This is a genomic window from Bacillus sp. TH50, assembly GCF_016650565.1.
GTDB lineage: Bacteria > Bacillota > Bacilli > Bacillales > Bacillaceae_G > Bacillus_A > Bacillus_A mycoides.
Genome location: NZ_JAEKFM010000003.1, coordinates 181549 through 204214, shown reverse-complemented (window position 1 = coordinate 204214; position 22666 = coordinate 181549). Strand labels below are relative to the sequence as shown.

19 protein-coding genes, 4 pseudogenes and 1 riboswitch are annotated in these 22666 nt (G+C 31.7%); of the genes and pseudogenes, 18 read left to right on the top strand and 5 right to left on the bottom strand.

The genetic code is table 11. The features are described from left to right. Positions 1-84: 84 nt before the first annotated feature. The 3 genes from JFU23_RS00975 to JFU23_RS00965 all read left to right on the top strand — a co-directional run bounded on the left by JFU23_RS00975 (position 85) and on the right by JFU23_RS00965 (position 2216). Positions 85-1368, top strand: coding sequence for an MFS transporter (locus tag JFU23_RS00975; protein ID WP_201031121.1), 1284 nt, complete (start codon positions 85-87; stop codon positions 1366-1368). Then, positions 1358-1990 (top strand): Vat family streptogramin A O-acetyltransferase, encoded by a 633-nt coding sequence (locus JFU23_RS00970; protein WP_201031120.1) that lies wholly within the window; start codon positions 1358-1360, stop codon positions 1988-1990. The genes JFU23_RS00975 and JFU23_RS00970 overlap by 11 nt, the downstream gene beginning before the upstream one ends. A 70-nt stretch (positions 1991-2060) precedes the next feature. Beyond that, complete coding sequence (locus JFU23_RS00965; RefSeq protein ID WP_000046089.1) at positions 2061-2216, top strand: DUF1540 domain-containing protein; 156 nt, start codon at positions 2061-2063, stop codon at positions 2214-2216. Between the two features lie 102 nt (positions 2217-2318). On the opposite strand, the gene JFU23_RS00960 is transcribed toward JFU23_RS00965, so the two are convergent. Together JFU23_RS00960 and JFU23_RS00955 are read right to left on the bottom strand one after the other, a co-directional pair. Next, positions 2319-2723, bottom strand: a complete 405-nt coding sequence (locus JFU23_RS00960; RefSeq protein ID WP_307838459.1) for a PadR family transcriptional regulator — start codon at positions 2721-2723, stop codon at positions 2319-2321. Between the two features lie 218 nt (positions 2724-2941). Beyond that, positions 2942-3463 carry a DinB family protein gene (locus JFU23_RS00955; protein ID WP_002168266.1) on the bottom strand — a complete coding sequence of 174 codons (522 nt, stop codon included), beginning with the start codon at positions 3461-3463 and terminating at the stop codon, positions 2942-2944. 256 nt (positions 3464-3719) lie between these two features. Here JFU23_RS00955 and JFU23_RS00950 point away from each other — a divergent pair, with 256 nt between their 5' ends. From JFU23_RS00950 to JFU23_RS00915, 8 genes and pseudogenes are all read left to right on the top strand, one after another. Next, positions 3720-4022 carry a hypothetical protein gene (locus JFU23_RS00950; RefSeq protein ID WP_002142659.1) on the top strand — a complete coding sequence of 101 codons (303 nt, stop codon included), beginning with the start codon at positions 3720-3722 and terminating at the stop codon, positions 4020-4022. 93 nt (positions 4023-4115) lie between these two features. Further along, positions 4116-4982 (top strand): annotated as a pseudogene (locus JFU23_RS00945) (cytochrome P450); the annotation flags it as partial. Positions 4983-5095: 113 nt separating this feature from the next. Further along, positions 5096-5674, top strand: a complete 579-nt coding sequence (locus tag JFU23_RS00940) for a cysteine dioxygenase family protein (RefSeq protein WP_201031118.1) — start codon at positions 5096-5098, stop codon at positions 5672-5674. Between the two features lie 177 nt (positions 5675-5851). After that, entirely contained in the window at positions 5852-6703 is an 852-nt protein-coding gene (locus JFU23_RS00935) for a Cof-type HAD-IIB family hydrolase (RefSeq protein WP_201031117.1), read from the top strand. 351 nt (positions 6704-7054) lie between these two features. Continuing rightward, positions 7055-8842: an ATP-binding protein gene (locus JFU23_RS00930; RefSeq protein ID WP_201031116.1), complete on the top strand. Its 1788-nt coding sequence runs from the start codon at positions 7055-7057 to the stop codon at positions 8840-8842. A 223-nt stretch (positions 8843-9065) separates the two neighbouring features. Further along, positions 9066-11191 (top strand): annotated as a pseudogene (locus tag JFU23_RS00925) (peptidoglycan D,D-transpeptidase FtsI family protein). A 31-nt stretch (positions 11192-11222) separates the two neighbouring features. Beyond that, a pseudogene (lepB, locus tag JFU23_RS00920) lies at positions 11223-11753 on the top strand (signal peptidase I). A 255-nt stretch (positions 11754-12008) separates the two neighbouring features. Next, on the top strand, positions 12009-13187 hold the full coding sequence (locus JFU23_RS00915; protein ID WP_201031115.1) for a macrolide family glycosyltransferase: 1179 nt from the start codon (positions 12009-12011) through the stop codon (positions 13185-13187). A gap of 49 nt (positions 13188-13236) precedes the next feature. On the opposite strand, the gene JFU23_RS00910 is transcribed toward JFU23_RS00915, so the two are convergent. Further along, on the bottom strand, positions 13237-13920 hold the full coding sequence (locus tag JFU23_RS00910; RefSeq protein ID WP_002127641.1) for an aspartate/glutamate racemase family protein: 684 nt from the start codon (positions 13918-13920) through the stop codon (positions 13237-13239). A gap of 150 nt (positions 13921-14070) precedes the next feature. Beyond that, positions 14071-14186: riboswitch (SAM riboswitch) on the top strand. Positions 14187-14325: 139 nt separating this feature from the next. Between JFU23_RS00910 and JFU23_RS00905 the strand changes: the two genes are divergently transcribed. The 4 genes and pseudogenes from JFU23_RS00905 (at position 14326) to JFU23_RS00890 (ending at position 17610) form a co-directional block, all read left to right on the top strand. Continuing rightward, positions 14326-14874, top strand: coding sequence for an ECF-type riboflavin transporter substrate-binding protein (locus tag JFU23_RS00905; RefSeq protein ID WP_002127640.1), 549 nt, complete (start codon positions 14326-14328; stop codon positions 14872-14874). Between the two features lie 10 nt (positions 14875-14884). Further along, positions 14885-16585, top strand: coding sequence for an ABC transporter ATP-binding protein (locus tag JFU23_RS00900; RefSeq protein WP_201031114.1), 1701 nt, complete (start codon positions 14885-14887; stop codon positions 16583-16585). Further along, positions 16578-17376: pseudogene (locus JFU23_RS00895) on the top strand (energy-coupling factor transporter transmembrane component T family protein). Before JFU23_RS00900 ends, JFU23_RS00895 begins: the two are co-directional and overlap by 8 nt. Before the next feature lie 135 nt (positions 17377-17511). Further along, positions 17512-17610: a YjcZ family sporulation protein gene (locus JFU23_RS00890; protein ID WP_000007808.1), complete on the top strand. Its 99-nt coding sequence runs from the start codon at positions 17512-17514 to the stop codon at positions 17608-17610. Positions 17611-17709: 99 nt separating this feature from the next. Here the strand turns inward: JFU23_RS00890 and JFU23_RS00885 are convergent, their stop codons facing one another. Continuing rightward, positions 17710-19029 (bottom strand): sensor histidine kinase, encoded by a 1320-nt coding sequence (locus JFU23_RS00885; RefSeq protein WP_002141985.1) that lies wholly within the window; start codon positions 19027-19029, stop codon positions 17710-17712. Positions 19030-19075: 46 nt separating this feature from the next. Next, positions 19076-19957 carry a protein kinase family protein gene (locus JFU23_RS00880; protein ID WP_201031113.1) on the bottom strand — a complete coding sequence of 294 codons (882 nt, stop codon included), beginning with the start codon at positions 19955-19957 and terminating at the stop codon, positions 19076-19078. A 126-nt stretch (positions 19958-20083) separates the two neighbouring features. Here JFU23_RS00880 and JFU23_RS00875 point away from each other — a divergent pair, with 126 nt between their 5' ends. The 3 genes from JFU23_RS00875 (at position 20084) to JFU23_RS00865 (ending at position 22614) form a co-directional block, all read left to right on the top strand. Beyond that, positions 20084-20602: a GrpB family protein gene (locus JFU23_RS00875; RefSeq protein ID WP_201031112.1), complete on the top strand. Its 519-nt coding sequence runs from the start codon at positions 20084-20086 to the stop codon at positions 20600-20602. 149 nt (positions 20603-20751) lie between these two features. Beyond that, a complete protein-coding gene (locus JFU23_RS00870; protein ID WP_201031111.1) occupies positions 20752-21741 on the top strand; it encodes a zinc-binding dehydrogenase in 990 nt (329 codons plus the stop codon). A 273-nt stretch (positions 21742-22014) separates the two neighbouring features. Further along, positions 22015-22614 (top strand): undecaprenyl-diphosphatase, encoded by a 600-nt coding sequence (locus JFU23_RS00865; RefSeq protein WP_201031110.1) that lies wholly within the window; start codon positions 22015-22017, stop codon positions 22612-22614. Positions 22615-22666 lie beyond the last annotated feature (52 nt).

Genomic DNA, 22666 nt, shown 5'->3' with positions numbered 1-22666 from the left:
GATGTGTTTCGCACTGCGAATATATAGTCTTTTCATATGATTTGTGCTGCCTCCTGTTCAGAACACGAAATAGGAGGCTTTTTTATGTCGACGACTGCAGAAACGAAACAAAATCATGGGGTATCACAAGTATTAAAAAATCGATTTGTGCAAGGGATTCTAGCATCAGCATTATTTTTACAAGTTGGAATTTGGGTTCGTAACTTTGCGATATTACTTTATGTTATGGAAATGACGAAAGGTGATGCTTTTGCTATTTCAATGATTTCGGTTGCTGAATTTGCTCCAATTTTCATTTTTTCCTTTATTGGAGGAACTTTTGCTGATAGGTGGAAGCCGAAGAGGACAATGATATGGTGTGAAACGTTAAGTTCTATTTCCGTATTCGCTGTATTAATTACACTTATGTTTGGAACGTGGAAAATCGTGTTTTTTGTGACGCTCATCTCTGCGATCCTTTCGCAGTTTTCTCAACCATCTGGAATGAAGTTGTTTAAACAACACTTATCGACGGAACAAATTCAATTAGCGATGTCATTATATCAAACGATATTTGCAATATTTATGGTGTTAGGACCGATTATTGGAACATTTATCTTTCACAGTTTTGGAATCTATATTTCAATAATAATTACTGGTATCGCATTTTTACTTGCAGCAGCTGTGTTGTTATTTCTTCCGAAAGATCTTGAGAATGATAATGAGAAGAAAGAAATTACGCTGTTACAGGAAATGCTGGATGGTATTAAATATGTAAAAAAGAAAAAAGCATTAACTTTGCTAGGGTTTTGTTTTATGGCAGCTGGACTAGGTATAGGTTTAATTCAGCCACTAGGCATCTTTATTGTGACTGAGCAGTTAGGGTTATCAAAAGAGAGTTTACAATGGTTACTAACAGTAAATGGTGCGGGAATGATTGTTGGCGGAGCTTTAGCGATGGTATTTGCGAAAAACATTGCTCCCCAAAAGATGTTAATTGTAGGGATGCTCGGTCAGGCAATTGGAATTGGTATTATAGGCTACTCCACAAATTTATGGGTGACACTTACGGCACAACTTTTTAGTGGTTTAGCTCTTCCATGTATCCAAATTGGTATTAATACGCTCATTATTCAAAATAGCGATACCGATTTTATTGGTCGCGTGAACGGCATTTTAAGTCCACTATTCACCGGTTCAATGGTAGTAACGATGAGTATAGCTGGTTCATTAAAGGAGATGCTTTCATTAGGTACGATGTATGAGGGGACGGCTCTACTATTTGTTATTGGATTATTGTTTATTTTGCCTATATACAATTTAAAGCCAGTAATAGCAGTAGAAAGTGAAATGAATGGTAAAGGAAGTGCTGTGCAACATGAATCCTAATCCAAATGTTAAATACCCTATTGAAGGAAATCAAAACGTTCATTTTATAAAAAATACAATAACGAAATCTAATATATTTGTTGGTGACTATTCTTATTATGATGCGAAAGATGGAGAAACATTTGAAGATCGAGTATTATATCATTATGAATTTATTGGAGATAGGCTTACCATTGGAAAGTTTTGTTGTATTGCAAATGGAGTTACCTTTATTATGAACGGAGCGAATCACCGGATGGATGGATTTTCGGCATATCCATTTAATATATTTGGGAATGGGTGGGAGAAGTATACACCTAATTTGTCTGATTTACCTTACAAAGGGGATACAGTTATAGGAAATGACGTATGGATCGGTATGGATACAACGATTATGCCTGGAATAAAAATAGGGGATGGTGCAATCATTGCAGCAAAATCTGTTGTGACTAGAGACGTCGCACCATATACAATTGTTGGCGGAAACCCTGCAAATAAAATAAAGGAACGATTTACAAATACAATAGTAGAAGAGTTATTGCAAATTCAATGGTGGCATTTTGACATTGAAAAAATAACTGAAAATATAGATGGTATTGTACAAGGAGACATTGAACCATTAAGAAAACTAAAAAGGGAATAAAAAATGCATGTCAAAGAGTATCATACCTCCGAATTTTGTTAATGATAATAGAACAAGGAGGTGTGATACTATGGCACAAGACGTTTTATGTGAAGTAAACAACTGTAAATTTTGGGCTAACGGCAATAAATGTAGTGCAGATGCAATTTATGTAGTAAGTCATAAAGGTAAACATGCATCTACAACTGAAGAAACAGATTGCAAAACTTTTGATCCAGAAGTATAAATTTTTGAAGGGTAGCCAAATCGTGGTTGCCCTTTTATTAATTATAGTATTGATAATAAATCTCATTTTCATTCATTGTTTTTAACTTTTCTTTTTATTTTTTCATATTTTCTCCATAAGTGATGCAATCCAGAGCAATTCATGTTCAATACGTGATTTACTAAATTCAATGACTTCTGTAATAAAAGATGAGCTAACACGTAAAGATTGAATAGCAGTAAGCTGTTTATGTAGTACGTCTTGGCGTATTGTTAAAATTTCTTTTCTAGCTTCGTAATCAAGTTTTTCAAATAGCGCGATACGCACAAGGAATTCAGCGTTATTTGTCGCAATCTTTTCGGGAAACTCTCTTAACATTTCATAAAAAATTTCTTCTCCTGTTTCAGTTATGTCGTACATATTTCGATTCGGCTTTCCGACTTGTTTATGTATTTGTTTAATTATAGCCCCCATATTTTCGAAGCGCCGAAGAGCGGGATACAGTGTATTATGGGGTTCAGCCGAGATACGTGTAAAAACGGGTCATAAGCTGTAATATATTTCCATTATTGGTTTTTTAGTTAAAAATATCTACCTCATGATTAACAAAAAGCTGATTACCTATGCGCTATAAATGAACTGCCCCCAATTGTTAAACAAAACCTAGCAATTGGGGGCAGTTCATAGTTATCATTTGACTCTTCTAGTGACTTTCTCAAGTAAAGCACCCTTTGGTTGAATAAGATTTATTTATTCATTCCCATCAATCGCTTAATTGTTCTTATTTGTCCACGATGATTAATTTCGTCTTCCATAACGTGAAACCACAAGTAGTAATTATTATAAGGCACACCATTATCCCACTTGTTTTCCTCGAATAACCAGCTATCTTGTTTTGATTTCAGATATGTTAGTGTATTTTCTCTAACTTGTGATAATTCATTCAAATAATAATCTAAAGATTGCTTTTTTATTCCTTCCCTTGCTTTGTCTCCAAGTTCTAAAGAAATTCGCCACTTTAGATATTCACTTTCAGTTAAATCTCTTTTTTCAAACGAGATAACTTGATGAACAAACTCCATCGCTGCAATATGTGATAAGAGAGAACCAATAGTGTTTGAACTACCGTTTGGTAAGAAATCTAAATCACTTTGGTTTAAATTGGAGATTTCGCTCAATGTAACATCTCTTGTATGTTCAAGCATTGTTACAAGCTCTCCAATCTTATTTGAATAGTTTTCTTTTGAAATTATTCTATAATCTATCATATATATCCCTCCAATTCATGCTAAGCATAAGTTTACCAATAAAATAAAAAAACAAAGTCTGAAAATTCATGTAAAATAATGATATAATTTAATTGAATATAAAGAAAAAGGAAACCTGTTTTTATCAGTGTTACCTTATCCAAGACTAAATTTTACCCATACATCATTTTTTTGATGTAGCTCTTGAAGATAAAAACTATTTAATTTTCAAGGAACAGTTATTAACTTAAAACTTATTATACGAGGAGGGTGTATCATGAAAAAAATATGCTTTGTATTAATTGTCGACGCTGGTATAAATTATGGTTCAATATTTTCTCTACCATTTTTAAGGAATCAGGATGATTTGAAGGGATATTTTTCTAAGTATTATGATATTTCAATTAATTATATTAGGGATAAAAACTCAGTTGACTATTTGGTAGTTCCCAAACCGTGTCCACCTTTTGATAATGAAAATAATCTTCCAATAATTGAAGTACCAGCAATCTTATTTATGGAAAAGGATTTTGAAAAAATAAAGACTTATATAGACAATTATTTTTCTAATAACTCATAAAGAAAATAAAAGTACAGTAAAAAGAAGTCCGATAAAAAACGAGTGGCGTAGAATATTTCTATTAATCATTCGTTTTTTATTATATTTACATATCAGTCTATCGCAAATGAACTTGTACAAAATATCGGAAAATATAGTGAGATTAATATCGTTGAAGAGTTTGCTGCACCTTTACCTGTTACCGTCATATCCGATTTATTAGGAGTGCCAACAACGGATCGTAAAAAGATTAAAGAATGGTCTGATATTTTATTTATGCCATATAGTAAAGAAAAATTTGACGATTTGGATGTAGAAAAAGGAATTGCGTTAAATGAATTTAAAACGTACCTGCTTCCAATTGTTCAAGAGAAAAGATATCATTTAACCGACGATATTATTTCAGATTTAATACGAGCTGAATATGAAGGCGAAAGATTAACCGATGAAGAAATAGTTACTTTTTCTTTAGGTTTATTAGCGGCAGGTAATGAAACAACTACAAATTTAATTATTAACAGCTTTTATTTCTTTTTAGTAGATTCACCTGGAATATATGAAGAGTTAAGAAAAGAACCTACGTTAATTTCAAAAGCGATTGAGGAAGTTTTACGCTATCGCTTTCCCATTACATTAGCTAGGAGGATTACTGCGGACACAAATATATTTGGACCTTTTATGAAAAAGGATCAAATGATTGTTGCGTGGGTTAGTGCAGCAAATTTAGATGAGAAAAAGTTCTTACAAGCTTCTAAATTTAATTTACACAGAATAGGAAATGAAAAGCATTTAACCTTTGGTAAAGGTCCTCATTTTTGCTTAGGGGCGCCACTTGCACGTTTAGAAGCTGAGATTGCATTAACTACCTTTATAAATGCCTTTGAAAGAATAGAGTTATCTCCATCGTTCAATTTAGAAAAATGTATATTAGAAAATGAACAAACATTAAAATACTTACCTATTCTTTTGAAAACTAGGTAAAACGTTCAGCAAGGTACAAAATTACTGTACCTTGTTTTTTATTTCTCAATTGTAAATTTTTAGTGGTCTATTTAGTATGGAAGTGTGTGAAAGAAGAGTGGAGGAGGATGCTTATGTTAACGTGTAATGGAAGTAAAACGTTTCAAACATTTATTAAAGCTGTAACGGATTTAATTGATAGTAATTTATTAGAAGATCAAATTGTTTGTGCGATTGAAAAATTACTAGAAGAACTTTTAGAAAAAAAAACATGGCTTCCGCTAGAAAAACAGAAGGCGAATTCGGCTCAATATGCACGACACTTGTTATATGAAGATCCTTTAAAGCGATTTGAAGTATTAGCTCTCGTATGGAAAGATGGACAATCTACACCTTTACATGATCATGATGGTACATGGGGAGTAGAAGGTGTTTTTTCAGGAAGGATAATGGTGCAGAACTTTATACAAACTAAGCAGCTTGAAAATTCACTTGTTTATTTAACCCATACAAGAAATCTTTATTTGGGAGAAGGAGAAACAGATAAAGTCATTCCACCAGCTGATTGTCATATTCTTGAAATAGCTGAATGTGAAAGCGTTGTCACGATTCATATTTACGGAAAATGTTTAGAAAAGTTTAAAGTATATGTCCCAACTGAAGAAAAGAATGTGTATATGTGTGAGACAAAATATATTAGTTATAGTTCATAGTTTAAAATCAAAAGCTTTTCTCTTTAAAGAAAAGCTTTTGATTTTATTTTTAAATATTTCTTGACCTGAAACGCTTTTCATAAATTATAAATAAGAAGTACTTAACGAGCTCAATATGAAAACGATACCTTTTTGTTAAATAGATCTCGTGTATTTATAGAAAGTGGTGAAGAAATAATGAAATTAATAGCAATTGATTTAGATGGAACTCTTCTTTCAGGGAATAAAATGATTAGTAAAGAGAATGCAGAAGCAATTCGAAAATGTCAAGAAGCTGGCCATGTTGTAGCAATTTGTACAGGACGTTCTATTGTGGATATTGAACGACTATTGTTAGAAGTGAATTTAGAATGTCCGATTATTGCTGAAAATGGTGCACTTATTTATACAGATAAAAAGATGATGAAGAGATACCCAATTCAAAATACGCAAGCACTAGAGATTATAGAATATCTTGAAGAGAATGATTTGTATTATCAACTTTATACTAATAAAGGTGTGTATGTACCAGATTATGGAGTAGAGAGTGTACGAAATGAAATCGAGTATGTAAAGAATTCAAAAGAAAATTTCAACTTGAAAGAGTTAGAAACGATTGCTGCATTATATCTTGAGCATACAGCATTTCATAGTACAGAAAGTTGTAAACCAATTGTAGAAATGGATATACATGTGCATAAACTTTTACCGTTTTCTTATGACATAGAGAAATTAAAAAAATTAAAAGAAACATTTCTGCATAATACGGATTTAGCTATTACATCTTCCTATTGGCATAATTTAGAGATTAATCATCGAGATGCTCAAAAAGGAAATGGATTATATACTTTAGCAAAACATCTTAATATTCCAGTTGAAAACACTGTAGCAATAGGCGATGGCTTAAACGATGTTTCTATGATGGAGAAAGCAAATATATCAATTGCAATGGGAAATGCAGTTGAAGAAATAAAAGTGATGTGTCAATACGAAACGTTAACAAATGAAGAACATGGTGTCGCACATGCTTTATATAAATATGTAATGTAATAAAAAAGAAAAAAGAATCCAAATAGATTCTTTTTTTCTTTTTATTAGGAGTAAGGTATTCTATGAGATTCATAGAAGCCTTATTACAACTCATTATATAGAATATATTGGAATAAATGTTTATATTTTTCATGAGAGTTGTGAAACTTTTGTGAATTTTACGGTTATTGTATTTTTATACTGCTACTAGCAGCGCGTAACAATCCCATATTATTTTCTGTTTTTAATTGAAAAATAGAATTTGTTTGAATAATTATTCTACAGCTATATACCTAGGGGCACTTTCTTCGTATAATGAAGAAGTATGAATTTTGAATTTGTATAAATTTTACATATCGAGGTGAAAAAGGAATGAATGCGCGGCTAATGGAACTTATTGATGTGAGTACAATAGAAACCATGGCAGAACAATTTTATAAATTAACCAACATATCACATCAACTTCTTGATGCTGAAAACGAATGTATATTTTCATTTGGAATTAATGAAATGAAAGTATGTAAACTTCCAAAAATTGAAATCCCCCTTTTCTTATACAATCAATATTTAGGATCTTTTGTTGTATGGTCCAAACGAAGCGAAATTTTCAATTGCCAAAAATATTTTGAAATGCTTTCTAACCTCATTATAACTGGGGTGAAAAAAGCAGTTCAAAGTAAAAATACATCGTTACTTTCTCGAAAAGAGGAAGAACTACATACGATTTTACAAAACATGCCTGTTATGGTTGATGCGCTTGACTATAATGGAGATTTTGTTTTGTGGAATCGAGAATGCGAGATTGTAACAGGTTATACTGCTGAAGAAATAATTGGGAATCCAAACGCTCTTCAATTACTGTATCCTGACCATAATTATCGCCATCAAATACAAAATAAATTTTTGACTCGTGGAAAAAATTTTAGAGATTGGGAAATGAGTTTAACATGTAAAAATGGAGAAATTAAAACGATAATGTGGTCCAATATATCAAAGCAGTTTCCTGTAACAGGATTTAGTTACTGGGCTGTTGGGGTAGATATTACACATTTAAAAGCGATAGAAGGGCAATTAAAACAACAAACCTCTGAATTAGAATTAATTTTCAAAGCTTTACCAGATTTATGTTTTTTAACAGAGGACGATGGGACAATTATAGATTATAAAGCAGGATCTCCTACAAAATTTTACGTGCCCGCAGAAGCTTTTATGGGAAAAAAGTTTTACGAAATTTTACCGTCTTCAGTAGCACAGCAATTTCAAGAAGCAATTCGCCAATTGAAAGAAGAAGGAAAGAATGTAATTGTAGAATATCCTCTAACAATTAATGGAAGTATCGATTTCTTTGAAGCTAGATGTTTACCGTTATTACAAGATAAAATTATGATCATTGTCCGCGATATTACAGAGCGGAAAAAGGCAGAAGAATTGCTAAATAAATCAGATACACTTGCGGCAATTGGTCAATTAGCAGCCGGTGTAGCTCATGAAGTGAGAAACCCATTAACTGTAATTAAAGGATTTATACAGTTATTCCAAATTAATAAAGAAGATCAAGAAAAATATTTTGACCTTATGCTTTCCGAAATAGAAAGAATAGAAGCAATCCTCCAAGAGTTTTTATCGATTGCTAAAACAGATGAAATCCCAACTGAAAAGAAAAACATTTATCAAGTATTTAAAAATGTTGTTTCTTTAATGAACACAAAAGCAATCATGACAAATATTCAAGTTGAACTATTTACAGATTCCAAAGAGATAATCATTGAATGCTCAGAAAATCAATTGAAACAAGTATTTATTAATATTTTGCAAAATTCAATTGAAGCAATGCTAGATGGCGGGAAAATTTCAATCTATATAAAAGAAATACATAAAAAAGGTGTCATTATTAGTGTAATAGATGAAGGAATAGGAATACCTGAAGAAAGAATTAAAAGATTAGGTGAACCTTTCTATAGTACGAAAGAAAAAGGTACCGGTATTGGATTGATGTTAAGTTATAAAATAATTGAAGGTCATCAAGGAACAATAAGTATAATGAGTGAGGTTGGCGTCGGGACAACTGTAACTATTTACTTGCCGAAAATTCAGAGTAAACAATCTCTATCAAATTGTGATGATAAATGTATATCGATACGTTCTAGTATTAACTCTTAAATAAATGATTAAATACCCAATGAAAAAAGCTAAACTTTTTCATTGGGTATTTTTATATTTAATTTAGTAAACTTTACCTTTTCTTAACCTTTGTTTTAATTTCTATTAAGTTTTTATCAGTATATTAATATTTGTACAAAGTACTGTATAGAAAATGTGCACTACTTTTAATATATAGATTCAATTATTATTAGAAATACTGTAAGGAGGAGATTATGACAAGGTGAAAAAGCAAGTGAAAAAAAGTGGTAGAGCAATACCGATGCGGTTAAATATTTTATTTCTATGTGTATTTTTATTATTTTCTGCAATGATTATACAGTTAGGTAAAGTGCAAATTTTCGATGGAGAGACTTATAAAAATGAAGTAGAAAAGAGAGAAAATGCAACCGTGAGCCTATCTGTCCCACGTGGGAAAATATTTGATCGAGAAGGGAATCCAGTTGTTGATAATACATCTTTACGCACGATCACGTACACAAAGATGAAAGGTGTAAAATCAGAAGATATATTAAAAACTGCAAGACAACTTGTAGACATAATTGAAATGCCGCAAGAAGATATAGATAAGTTAAATGAGACAGATAAGAAAGATTTTTGGATGCAGTTAAATCCAAAACTTACTCAAGATTTAGTATCTAAAAAGGAAATAGATAAGTTTAGAGAAAAGGATATTAACGGAAAAGAGTTAGACAAAAAAATAGAAGAGTTAAAAAGAAAGCGAGTTACAGAAAAAATCTTCAAGAATTAACAGCAAAAGACATAGAAGTGTTAGCTATTAAAAGTAAAATGACTTCAGGTTATCAAATGGCACCTCAAATTATAAAAAAAGATGTTAGTGAAAAGGAATATACTGTGATTAGTGAAAATTTAGCAAATCTCCCAGGTGTAGACGCTTCAGTTGATTGGGAGAGACTCTATGTAAATGATGGCTTATTCCGTTCAGTCCTTGGAAATGTTTCGAATGCTGATGAAGGTTTACCACGTGAACGATTAGATTATTATTTAGTGCGTGATTATAGCAGGAATGATCGGGTTGGGAAAAGTTACATCGAACAGCAATACGAAGATGTGCTTCATGGTACGAAAAAAGAAGTAAGAAGCGTTGCTGATAAACAAGGTAATACAATTAGAACAGAAACAGTTTCTGAAGGGAAAAGCGGCAAGAATTTAACGTTAACAATTGATATGGAATTACAGAGAAAAGTAGAAGAGAGCATAGAAAAAATATTAAAGGCCTATAAAGGTTCAGAATCGATGTTGGACCGTGCTTTCGTTGTAATGATGAATCCGAAAAATGGTCAAGTATTATCAATGGCAGGGAAAAAATTAGTAGAAAAAGACGGGAAAACAGAGATTGAAGATTATGCTTTAGGTACGATGACAAGTTCATATGAGCTTGGATCAACTGTTAAAGGTGCAACAATATTGACTGGTTTCGAGACGAAATCTATAACACCAGGTACTTATTTTTATGATGCACCTATGAAGTTTAAAGGTACTAAGGAGAAAAAATCTTGGAAAGATTTCGGGAATATTGATGATCTAAGAGCTTTACAAGTTTCTTCAAACGTTTATATGTTTAATACAGCATTAAAAATTGCAGGTGTGGATTATGTGAAAAATAGTTCATTAAATATTAAACAAGAATACTTTGATAAAATGAGATATTATTTCAGGCAATTTGGATTAGGTGTTCCAACAGGCATCGATTTACCGAATGAAACAGCTGGACAAATTGGTAAAAAAGATAATCAACCTGGTTTCTTACTAGACTATTCGATTGGTCAGTATGATACGTATACACCACTTCAGCTTGTACAGTATATTTCGACTATCGCAAACGGCGGTTATCGAATGAAACCACAAATTGTTCAAGAGATTAGAGAACAAACCGTTCAAAAGGATGAAATCGGTAAAGTGGTGCATGCAATAGAACCCGTTGTTTTAAATAGAATTGATATGAAAGAAGAATATATCAATCAAGTAAAAGAAGGATTTAGAAGAGTATTCCAAGAAGGGGATGGAACGGGAGTAAGAGCGTTCCAAAAAGCACCATATAAACCAGCTGGCAAAACAGGAACTGCACAGACTGTATACGGTGGAGAAAGTAATATTGGGAGAAATGAGAAAGGCGATCGTAGAGAATGCTATAATTTAACATTAGCAGGATATGCGCCATATGATGATCCAGAAGTAGCATTTTCTGTTGTTGTGCCATGGGTTATAAATGATAAATCAGGTATTAACTCTGATATTGGAAAAGATGTTTTAGATGCTTATTTTGATTTGAAAAATAAGCGATTAACTGGCGAAGCACCAAAAATAGATGACTCTAAAGAGAATTAAAATATACGAATAGATTAGAAATGAGGTATATATGAAGCAATTGATTCTAAAAGATTGGAGAAAAATATGTAGCTATATTTTAATTATAATAGGAATTATTTTTATTAATAAGTTATTTTTATTTTGTATGGTAGAAGGAATTTCGATGCAACCTACTTTGAATGAGAATAATCGCATACTAGTTAATAAGGCTAGCATCTATTTTTCTTCTTTTCATCATGGTGATGTTGTAATAATAAAAAAAGAAGACTCGCCTACATACTACGTGAAACGAATTATTGGATTACCGGGGAATAACATACAATTAAGAGACGATGAGGTATATATTAACGGTAAAAAGCGTGATGAGTCGTATATACAGTTAGATATGTCACAAGTATCAAATCGTTTTTCAAACTGTAGAGAAATGAAAGTTCCCACGCATAAATTATGTGTGTTAGGTGATAATTGAAATCATAGTAAAGATAGTAGGAATACGCTTGGACTAATTGATGAGTCAAATATAATAGGTAAAGTGAAAATGGTATATTATCCATTTGATCAAATAAAATGGTTAAAATAATTCTATTAGATATGCACGTTTTATAAAATAAATCATATATTGATAGCATAGGACAAGCAGAAAAGCTTATCCTAACCTCACAGAACACTCCTTATCACAGTTAGGCATCTACATTTTATGTAGATGCCTTTTTCAATGTCTGATAATTATTTATCAACCTAAAGTAGTAAGTATATTGGGACTATTAAGGGAAGATTGCTTGTAATAATAACAGTACGATTAATAAGAACATTGAATTGTAGGAGTGAGAAATAAGTGATGAATATTTTAATAGTTAATTTCCCTGCAGAGGGACATGTAAATCCTACATTAAATTTAGTAAAGGCCTTTACTCAAAGAGGTGATAACGTACACTATATTACAACGGAAAGCTTTAAGGAAAGGCTTGAAGTTTTGGGAGCCATTGTACATACTCATCCGGATTTATTAAAGGAGATTTCTATTGATAATGAAACTTCATATGGATTAAAAACTTTCTTTCATGTACATGTTCAAACTTCTTTATACATATTAGAAATTACGAAACGATTATGTAAAAGCATTAATTTTGATTTCATAGTTTATGATATATTTGGTGCTGGAGAGTTAGTAAAGGAATATTTACAAGTTCCAGGCATAGTTTCCTCTCCTATATTTTTAATTCCACCAGTATTATTGGAAACCTTGCCTTTTCATCCAAATGCAGAAATACAATTCCAACCCGATGAACTCTCTGAAAAGTTACTGTATCAAATGGAACATGAATTTGGAGTAAAGCCCAAAAATAATCTTCAATTTATGCATAATAAGGGAGATATTAGTCTCGTGTATACAAGTCGTTATTTTCAACCTAATAGCGATTCGTTCGGAGAAAACAATGTTTTTATTGGACCGAGTATTATAAAGCGCAAAACAAATGTAAAGTTTCCACTTGAATTGCTTTCAAAAAAGAAAGTTATTTATATTTCAATGGGAACACTTCTCGAAGGGATCGAACCATTTTTTAATACTTGTATTGATGCTTTTTCAAATTTCGAAGGGATTGTAGTAATGGCGATTGGTGATAGAAATGATATTTCAAAAATTAAGCAAGCGCCAGACAACTTTATTATAACCCCTTACGTACCTCAATCAGAAATATTAAGTGAAGCAGATGTTTTTATTACACATGGTGGAATGAATAGTGTGCACGATGCAATCCATTATAATGTCCCATTTGTGATAATACCGCATGATAAAGATCAACCTATGATAGCGCAAAGATTAACTGAGCTTGAGGCAGCACATAGATTATTGAAAGAGCATGTTAATGTGCAAACTTTAAAAAAGGCGGTAACAGACGTTCTTTCAAATAAAAAGTATAAACATGGCATTCAAAAACTGAATGAAAGTTTTTTAGAGTGTGGTGGTTCCAAAAAAGCCATTGCAGTTATTGATGCTCTTTTAAATAAATAGTTCGGATAATATAAAAGCATAGAGGCTCTACCTGTATGCTTTTATATTATTATCCAGCAAATTGTACAGCAGTATTCGCATGTAAATAAGCAGTATCAAAAACAGGAACAGATAGATCATTTTGGGAAATGAGCAAAGGAATTTCCGTACAGCCAAGTAGAATTCCTTCAGCCCCATTATTAATTAATGAATTGGTAATTTGTATTAGTTTTTCTTTTGATGTTTCTGAAATAATTCCTCTACTTAATTCATTTAATATGACGTGATGGATAAAAGTTCTTTCTTCGTCATTTGGGATGATTGTCTCAATGTTATATTTTGCTAGTCGTGATGTATAAAAATCTTCTTCCATTGTTTGTTTCGTTCCTAATAATCCGATCCGTTTTATATTCTGTTCTACCATTTCTTTAGCACTTACATCACCGATATGAAGAAGTGGGATTGATATTGCTTGTTCTACTTCCTCAGCAAATAGATGTACAGTATTAGAACACATTAGTAAACATTCAGCTCCAGAGTGTTCTACTTTTTTTGCTACTGCGACTAATTCATTTTTCACTTCTTCATATTGATGATTTTGTAATAATGTAGTTACTTCACCAAAGTCCATACTATATAAAACAAGCTTCGCATTTTGATCATATTGAGAGAGAGTTAGTGTATTAATATGTTTATAATATAACGATGTTGATTCCCAACTTAGTCCGCCAATTAAGCCAATTACTTTCATCATGCATTCCTCCCGTAACAATTTTGAATTTATTATTTCATAATTCCGATAAGAATACAATGATTTAAATGAACTATTTATCGAAAAATAAAAATAGTAAGAAAAGTATTGAAATTATTTATTGTTAGTGCCATAATACAGATTACAAATACATACTTATCCAGAGAGGTAGAGGGAACGGCCCTTTGAAGCCTCAGCAACCCCTATGTAATTACATAGGAAGGTGCTAATTCCGCAGAGGACACTATGTGTCTTTTGAAAGATAAGGGGATTCTTGTACGTGAAAGAAAATGACCTCTTATTTAAGAGGTCATTTTTTGTTGTATAGAAAGGAAGTGTCGATGCATAATTCATTTTCAAAATAAATATAGAGTATTAAAAGTTGAATAATACGAGAGGGGAATTGTAATGAACAAATTAACGACAAAGCTAGTAGTAGCTATTGGAATTGGAGCAGCTCTATACGGGGTATTAGGGCTTTGGGGATTTTCTATCGCACCGAATACATTTATTAAACCCGCATTGGCTATTTTAACAGTTTTTGGAGCGTTATTTGGCCCGGTAGCAGGACTTTTAATAGGACTCATCGGTCATACCGTTACAGATACGATCGCTGGTTGGGGTATTTGGTGGGGATGGGTTATTAGTTCAGGTATTATTGGTTTAGCAATGGGACTCATACAAAAAAGAGTTGGTTTTAGTGTAAAACATGGAACGTATAATAACCGTGATATTTCTTATTTTGCAATTGCAGGGTTAATTGGTATTGTCATAGCAATTATATTTGCTGGAGCATTCGATATTATTGTGATGGGAGAACCGTTTGACAAAATAGTTATACAAGTACTAGGCGCAACAATTGCAGACGTTATCGTATTTTTAGTTCTTGGCTTACCAATCACGATCGGTCTAGCGAAATCAAATAAGAAACATACACATTTAAAAATTGAAAAGTAGGGATGAATACATGCAACCAATTATTTCTTTTGAACAATTTACCTTTCAATATAGGCATACCACACAGCCTACTTTAAAAGATATTACATTTCAAATATATCCTGGGGAAAAGGTACTTATCGCTGGACGAAGTGGTTCAGGTAAGTCAACATTAGCTCATTGTATAAATGGGCTAATCCCATTTTCTTACGAAGGGATAAGTACCGGTAACATTTTAATAGCTGGAAAGGATCCGAGAAAAGGTAGTGTTTTTGAACAGAGTAAACACGTAGGGACAATATTACAAGATCAAGATTCACAATTTATAGGCCTTACTGTCGAAGAGGATGTAGCATTTGCATTAGAAAACGATTGTGTAAATCAAATAGAAATGAAAAAGATTGTTACAGATTCTTTAAAAAAGGTAAGCATGCAGGACTTTCATATACAAAGTCCGCATGAATTATCAGGAGGTCAAAAACAGACAGTCTCTCTTGCAGGTCTGCTAACGACAAATGCCGATATATTATTATTTGATGAACCGTTAGCTAATTTGGATCCTGCATGTAGTTTGAATACAATAGAACTCATTAAAAATATACATGAGAAATATAATAAAGCAATTGTAATTATTGAACATCGAATAGAAGAAATTTTAAACCTTGATTTAGATAAAATTATTTTAATAGATGAGGGAGAAGTTATTGCCGTTGGTTCACCGGATAGTATTTTAAATTCTAATATATTACCAAATATCGGACTAAGAGAACCTATTTATATAGAGGCGCTAAAGAAATTAAATTTTGATAGTAATAATGTTAAGGTATTTCCAATTGAAAATCTTCGTAATGAAGGCATTCATAGCCTATTAAAGAACTGGATGCATAAGCAAGTTTCATCAAAAAACAAATATATTAAAAAAGCTTTATGCAAGATAGAAAATTTATCATTTACGTACAATAACAAACATACAGCCTTAGAAGATATCAATCTTTCAATAGGAGAGGGAGAAATAGTAGCGTTATTGGGTCATAATGGAGCAGGGAAATCGACATTAGCTCATACTCTTATAGGAATAAATAAAACGAAGAATGGGAGAATAACATTCGATGGAGAAAATATAAATTGTTGGTCTATTCGTAAACGCGGGGAAGTTATTTCTTACGTTATGCAAAACCCAAATCAAATGATTACACAGCCTACTGTTTTAGAAGAGGTTTCATATTCATTAAAATTAAAAAAGGTTTCTAAAGATGAGATTGAGAAAAGAGTCGAAAAATCTTTAAAAATTTGTGGATTATATCCATTTCGTAACTGGCCAATTCAGGCATTAAGCTATGGACAAAAAAAGAGGCTTACTATTGCATCTGTACTTATAACAAACCCAAAACTTATTGTATTAGATGAGCCGACAGCTGGACAAGATTATTACCATTACAAACAGTTTATGTCGTTTATTAGAAAACTGGCTGAAAGGGGCATATCCTTTATTATTATCACACACGATATGAATCTTGCTTTAGAATATGCAGATCGAGCGGTAGTTCTGCATGAAGGGAAAATTATTGCGGACAATACTGTATCTGCTGTTTTAGGGGATCAAGGAACGTTACAAAGAGCTAATCTACGGGAGATTTCATTAATAAAACTAGCTAAATTAAGCGGAATTCCAACTCCAGAAACATTTGTGAAACTTTATATTGAAGCTAATAGGAGGGAGGAATATGCATAATACGTATTTTTATCGTATGGATGGTGCAATTAAATTATCTTTATTTATATTTTGTATGACACTTACTTTTTTATTTTTTGATTTTCGTATATTGCTAATTTTATTTATTGTTGGATGTATCGGCCTCTTAATTGCAAAAATTCAATTGCGTAAAATTATAGTTATTTTCAGCGTTATATTTACATTTAGTTTATTAAATTCCGTTATGATTCTTTTCATTACGCCTACCCATGGATCGGAATTAACGGGATCGTATACCTCTTTTTTATATAGGTTATGCAACAATTACATATGAAACTTTATTTTATGCAGCTACACTTTCATTGAAATATTTTACGTTATTACCATTTACACTTCTTTTTATTTATACAACTCATCCAAGTGAATTTGTGAGCAGCTTAAATAAATTTGCTGTTCCTTATAAAATTACATATGCAATAAATATTGCACTGCGTTATATACCGAGCATTCAATCTGAATATATAATCATTAGACACGCACAGGAAGCAAGAGGCGTACCTTTTGAAAAAGGAGAAGCGAGCTTGTGGATTCGTATGAAAAACCGTGTTTTAATTTTTTGGCCACTTATTATTCATTCATTAGAAAGGATTGATACTGTTTCAAATGCAATGGATTTAAGAGGTTTTGGAAAAAAGGATAAACGAACGTGGTACTATGCAAAGGACGCACAAAAGGAGGATTACATCACACTTTTTGTTGGTATTATCATTTTGATTATTGCAGTTTACTTAAAGCTGAATGTATTCCAAAACTTCTGGTACCCATTTTAAAGCACTCTCAATAGAGTGCTTTTACTAATTTTTATGAAGACATGCTCAAAAAAGGGAGATATACATACTGTATAATACGAACCAGTTAAAATGATCAACTACCTATTAGTTTTCAAACCAAAAGGAGGAAAAAATATGAGTTTCGGCGGTTCTTGTGGTTTTGGTGGAGGTTTCGCTTTATTAGTTGTGTTATTTATTTTATTAATTATTGTTGGATGTAGCTGTTGGAGCTAAGGGTACTAATTTCTAATTAGTCTCTTCTAAATGTAAATTTAAAAAACATAGCAGATACTTTTTGTATCGAAATAAAAAAGGAGCCATTATGCTCCTTTTTTATTTATTATGCAACGTGCTCTCATTATTATATTTTGGGAATGTAATAGTTAAAGTAGTTCCTTTATTAACGATACTTCGGATTTTTAAACTGCCTCGCATCGTTTCAATAATTTTAACAGCAACCATCGTACCTAAACCAGTACCTTTCGTTTTTGTACTAAAATATGGTTCGCCAAATCGATTAATTTGCTCTTGCGACATTCCAACTCCACTATCTTGAATCCTTATTATAACCTTATTATTGCTAACAGTTGCAGAAATAATTAGATTACCGCCACATGGCATTGCTTCTATACTGTTTTTTATTAAATTTAAAAAACATTGATGGAAGTGCTGTGTATTACCAATAATTGTTCCCTCTGAGAACTCTTTTGTAATATTAATAGTATTCATGTTACAAAAAGGCAACATCATATTAATAACTCGATTTAACTCGTGCTCCACTGAAATATGATCTAGTTTTTCTGAAGCCGGTTTGGCAAAAGTTAAGTAATCATCAATAATTGCTTGTGCACGATTTAACTCTTCAAGAATATGTTCAATATACTCATCTTTGGATTGTTGAGTTATATTGGGTGTTTTTAAAAGTTGTGTAAATCCTTTTACAACAGTCAATGGATTCCTTACTTCATGTGAAATACTTGCAGCGAGTTGGCTGACAATCTCCATTTTTTCAACTTTTATTAATTTTGATCGCATAAATATTGCATCTTTTAAAACCTCATTAAAATAGACCATAAATAATATTAAAATAGTTGGTAATAGAATGAAATAAATAATGTACAAATTATTCACTTCAAAATCTGATAGAGTTAAAACAATTACTGTTGTAAATATTGCAAGGAAAAAAGTTAAAAACATAGATGAAGTTACTTTTATTTTCCTATTGTATGTATTAAATTTTGAGGATGCGAATGCTGTAATTATTAACATCGTTCCATAAACAATGATTGTTAACAGGCTAAAACCATAAAACATAAAACGTATTATTAATAAAATCATGAGTAATGCAATACCGACTGGAAATCCACCATAAAGTGTACCAATTAAAAAGGGGATTTGTCTTAAATCGTGAATATAATTTTCATCCATATAGATGGGGTACCGCATACATAAAATTAGTGGGATACTCGTACAAAGAATGATAAGTAGTTTCTTATATTTCTTCCCAAAATACCCACTATCATAAATAAAATAAAAAACAAATATACTGCTTAAAATATAAAGAAGATTATTTAAAACATTTTGATTAATGTAAACAAAGTTCATAATACATGCTCCGTTATCCTGAATTTCAATCCCATATGTATTATACATTATAAAAGTACAAGTTTTACATGTACTTTTACAATGTATTTAGTTTTTATAGATTTTCAGTGTTATAGGCTTTTAACCATGCATTATTAAACTCTTCCATTGACGCATAGCGCTCACTACGATTTTCATTTACAGCACGGTATGCTACTTCATATAAGCCTTCACTAGCTTCCCATTTCATAAAGGAACGATCTTGCCCGCCACCTAGTAGTGCAAAAGCTATAGCCCCCATATTAAATACGTTTGTTTGTCCGTCTATTATAGAGTTAAGTTGAAACTCTTCAGGTGACATAAAACGAGATGACCCCCACATTCGTCCCATCTTATTTACATACGGTTTGTTACTGTATAAATCAATATCACAAATTTTTGTTTCATTAGTTTTAAAGTTGTACAAAATACTACCGTCATAAAAATCAATAGCTACATAGTTTTTGTGTTCAACGTAAGTATGGAAATTAAAAATAGAATTTAATGAAACTAGCCTATTTTTAACGGATAATTTTTTATATTTATAAAATGGTGAGTTAGGATCATTATATTTTGCTGGGGGTGGGAAACTCCAGTGCGAGTGAAGACATTCACCGTCAAACCAATCGAAAATTAAAACATATCCATGCTGTACAGGGTAGTGATCAATTAAATTTATAAGAGAAACGTGTTTTAATTCATTGTATATAGTAACTGAGCTTTTTAATCTTTGTATAGCTTCATTTGTAGAAGCATTATATACGAGTGTTTGTGCCCCTGCATATTTTATAAAGTTCTTTTTCCCATTCTTTTCAACACCAAAACTTATATTACCGGAATCTTGTTGGTCAAAAACCGCAAATACTGTACCTAGTGTTGTAAGCCAATCAAAATTATGATGTTTTTTTAGTTGGAATGTTATAGTATCTAACTGAATTTTAACTGGAATATCTTTCATAATTCACCTCAAATTTAATATAATTAAGTTGTCCATTACAGTATTCGACATATTTTGTGAAATCCCTATATTTATAAACTTAAATTTTATAAATATAATAATATATAGTTATAAGGAGGAAAGCAAATGGATGGAAAAATCATAATTAAACCGTACCAACAATATTGGCATACAGAGTTTTTAAATGAAAAAAATAAAATTGTGCCTTTACTCCATGAAGAAATTATTGCTATTGAACATATAGGAAGCACGGCCGTAGAAGGATTAGGGGCTAAACCTCTTATTGATATGATGATCGGCGTCACAAATTTACAAATCACCGAAAATTGGACTGAAAAACTTACGGAAATTGGATATGAATATGTTCCAAAAGAAACACCTAATTGGCGTTTTTTTAGGAAGGGTAAATGGAGAGCTGGTACCCACCATTTACATGTTTATATTTATAATAGCGAGGAATGGAGGAACAACCTTTTATTTCGAGACTTTCTAATAAATCATGAGTGGGCACGTGAAGAATATAGAAAATTAAAAGAGATGCTTGCTGCTACCTATCCTTTTGATCGTGTTTCATATACAAATGCAAAAGCACCGTTTATTCAAAATATATTAACAGTGGCCAAAAAGAGTATTAACAAAGTATAAATAGTATCAATTAAAGTCCTTCCTACAAAAAAGTGTGGGGAGGATTTTTTTCATCATAATGATTTTTATTATTTTCCAGTTGTTACAATCAGATTATTTTATTTATTTCGATATTTTTAGTACATTAAAATTATTAAGGGGGATTATTAATGAAAGCTATTGTACATCAACATAAAAAAGGATTAGAAGGTTTAGAATATAAATTATCGCCTGAGATAACTCCTAACATTGGAGAGGTTAAAGTGAAATTAAAAGCAGCAGGTTTAAATCATCGTGATTTATTTATAATGAATAATAGAAAAGAAATGGAACTACCATTAGTTTTAGGGTCAGATGGTGCAGGTATTGTTATAGAACTAGGAGAAGGAGTTTCAAATATTTCACTACATACCGAGGTTATTATTAACCCTAGTATTGGATGGAATAATACTCATGAAATACCAGAGTTACCTGAAGTACTAGGTGGACCAGCAGATGGAACATTTGCTGAATATGTTATTGTACCAGCAGAAAATGTAGTGGAAAAGCCATCATATCTTACGTGGGAAGAATCTGGCGTTTTATCTTTATCGGCATTAACTGCATATAGAGCGCTTTTTACAAAAGGTAGATTAAAACCTGAAGAACATGTCCTAATTCCGGGAATCGGCGGTGGTGTAGCTACTTATGCTATGTTATTTGCTAAAGCAATTGGAGCAAAGGTGAGTGTTACTTCAAGGATAGAGGACAAAAGAAAGGCTGCTGAAAAATATGGAGCAGACTTTTCTTTTAATAGTTCTGGTAATTGGGACGAGTGCCTACATGGAGAAAAAGTGGATTTAATTATAGATAGTATAGGTCCGGCGACTTTCTTAAAATATTTTGATATATTAAAACCAAATGGAAGAATCGTTAACTTTGGTGCAAGTTCAGGAGATAAAATCGAATTACCGTTACGAGCATTATTTTATAATCAAATTGATATTATGGGAACATCAATGGGAAGCCGTGAAGAATTTAATGAGATGGTTCATTTTATAGAGAAACATAATATTAAACCAATTATTGATAAAGTATATCCATTAGAAGAAGCAATCCAATCTTTAAATCGAATGCAGCAAGGAGAACAATTCGGTAATATTGCCCTTCGTATGGAATAAGAATATGATTTCGTAACTAATATATTTAAATGAATATGTTATGTATTATATCCATGCATAGAGTGTTCACCATACTATTTAAAATGGTTTACAACCTTTATACATATTTAGCTCGTGTAAATAGTTACACCATTGTCAAATGAATAGTAGCAAAATGAGAATTTGATGAGAAAAGTTTAAGCCCATTTTCATATTGATGTTGTATACTGTGTAAATCAAGAACACTTGTATCTTTATTTAAAGTACAATGAGTAATAATAAGGAGAGAGTAATATGAATTACACAGTATTTCAATGGATTAATAACTTTGCTGGATCATCCAAGCTATTAGATACGCTAATGATCGCTATTACAAATAGTGCTGCATATGTAGCTATTCTATTTATGCTTATCCTATGGTTCAATAACGGAAAGAAAGAGAATGCAATTAGAAAACAATATACAGTGTTATATACGACACTTTCAGTTAGTATTGCATTATTAGTAAATGTTCTTATACATGCGGTATATTACCATCCGCGTCCTTTTATAACACAGCATGTAAATCAATTAGTACCGCATGCAGCAGATTCATCATTTGTAAGTGATCATTCTGTACTCGTATTTTCGATTGCTTTCGTATTTATTCTAAGAGGAGAAAAACTTAAATATATCGCGTTAATATGGGCAATATTAGTCGGTGTATCACGCATGTACGTAGGCGTTCATTATCCTCTAGATATACTTGGTGCTGCGTTCTTAACATTTATTACAAGCGGCTTAGTAATGCAAAGTGCACGTATATTTGAGCCGTTAGCAAAATTTATTTTCAAAATGTATGCACTAGTATCAAAACGAGTTCCTTTTTTAGCGAAATATAACCATATAGCTTAATCGTAAGAACCTACAAAAGTAGGTTCTTTTTATTTGAAAATTCTAAAATTTC

Bases quoted from the DNA above. Each gene is read 5' to 3' on its own strand.
- JFU23_RS00975 (WP_201031121.1), top strand. From the start codon at position 85: ATGTCGACGACTGCAGAAACGAAACAAAATCATGGGGTATCACAAGTA.
- JFU23_RS00970 (WP_201031120.1), top strand. From the start codon at position 1,358: ATGAATCCTAATCCAAATGTTAAATACCCTATTGAAGGAAATCAAAAC.
- JFU23_RS00965 (WP_000046089.1), top strand. From the start codon at position 2,061: ATGGCACAAGACGTTTTATGTGAAGTAAACAACTGTAAATTTTGGGCT.
- JFU23_RS00955 (WP_002168266.1), bottom strand. From the start codon at position 3,463: ATGATAGATTATAGAATAATTTCAAAAGAAAACTATTCAAATAAGATT.
- JFU23_RS00950 (WP_002142659.1), top strand. From the start codon at position 3,720: ATGAAAAAAATATGCTTTGTATTAATTGTCGACGCTGGTATAAATTAT.
- JFU23_RS00940 (WP_201031118.1), top strand. From the start codon at position 5,096: ATGTTAACGTGTAATGGAAGTAAAACGTTTCAAACATTTATTAAAGCT.
- JFU23_RS00935 (WP_201031117.1), top strand. From the start codon at position 5,852: ATGAAATTAATAGCAATTGATTTAGATGGAACTCTTCTTTCAGGGAAT.
- JFU23_RS00930 (WP_201031116.1), top strand. From the start codon at position 7,055: ATGAATGCGCGGCTAATGGAACTTATTGATGTGAGTACAATAGAAACC.
- JFU23_RS00910 (WP_002127641.1), bottom strand. From the start codon at position 13,920: ATGATGAAAGTAATTGGCTTAATTGGCGGACTAAGTTGGGAATCAACA.
- JFU23_RS00905 (WP_002127640.1), top strand. From the start codon at position 14,326: ATGAACAAATTAACGACAAAGCTAGTAGTAGCTATTGGAATTGGAGCA.
- JFU23_RS00900 (WP_201031114.1), top strand. From the start codon at position 14,885: ATGCAACCAATTATTTCTTTTGAACAATTTACCTTTCAATATAGGCAT.
- JFU23_RS00890 (WP_000007808.1), top strand. From the start codon at position 17,512: ATGAGTTTCGGCGGTTCTTGTGGTTTTGGTGGAGGTTTCGCTTTATTA.
- JFU23_RS00885 (WP_002141985.1), bottom strand. From the start codon at position 19,029: ATGTATAATACATATGGGATTGAAATTCAGGATAACGGAGCATGTATT.
- JFU23_RS00880 (WP_201031113.1), bottom strand. From the start codon at position 19,957: ATGAAAGATATTCCAGTTAAAATTCAGTTAGATACTATAACATTCCAA.
- JFU23_RS00875 (WP_201031112.1), top strand. From the start codon at position 20,084: ATGGATGGAAAAATCATAATTAAACCGTACCAACAATATTGGCATACA.
- JFU23_RS00870 (WP_201031111.1), top strand. From the start codon at position 20,752: ATGAAAGCTATTGTACATCAACATAAAAAAGGATTAGAAGGTTTAGAA.
- JFU23_RS00865 (WP_201031110.1), top strand. From the start codon at position 22,015: ATGAATTACACAGTATTTCAATGGATTAATAACTTTGCTGGATCATCC.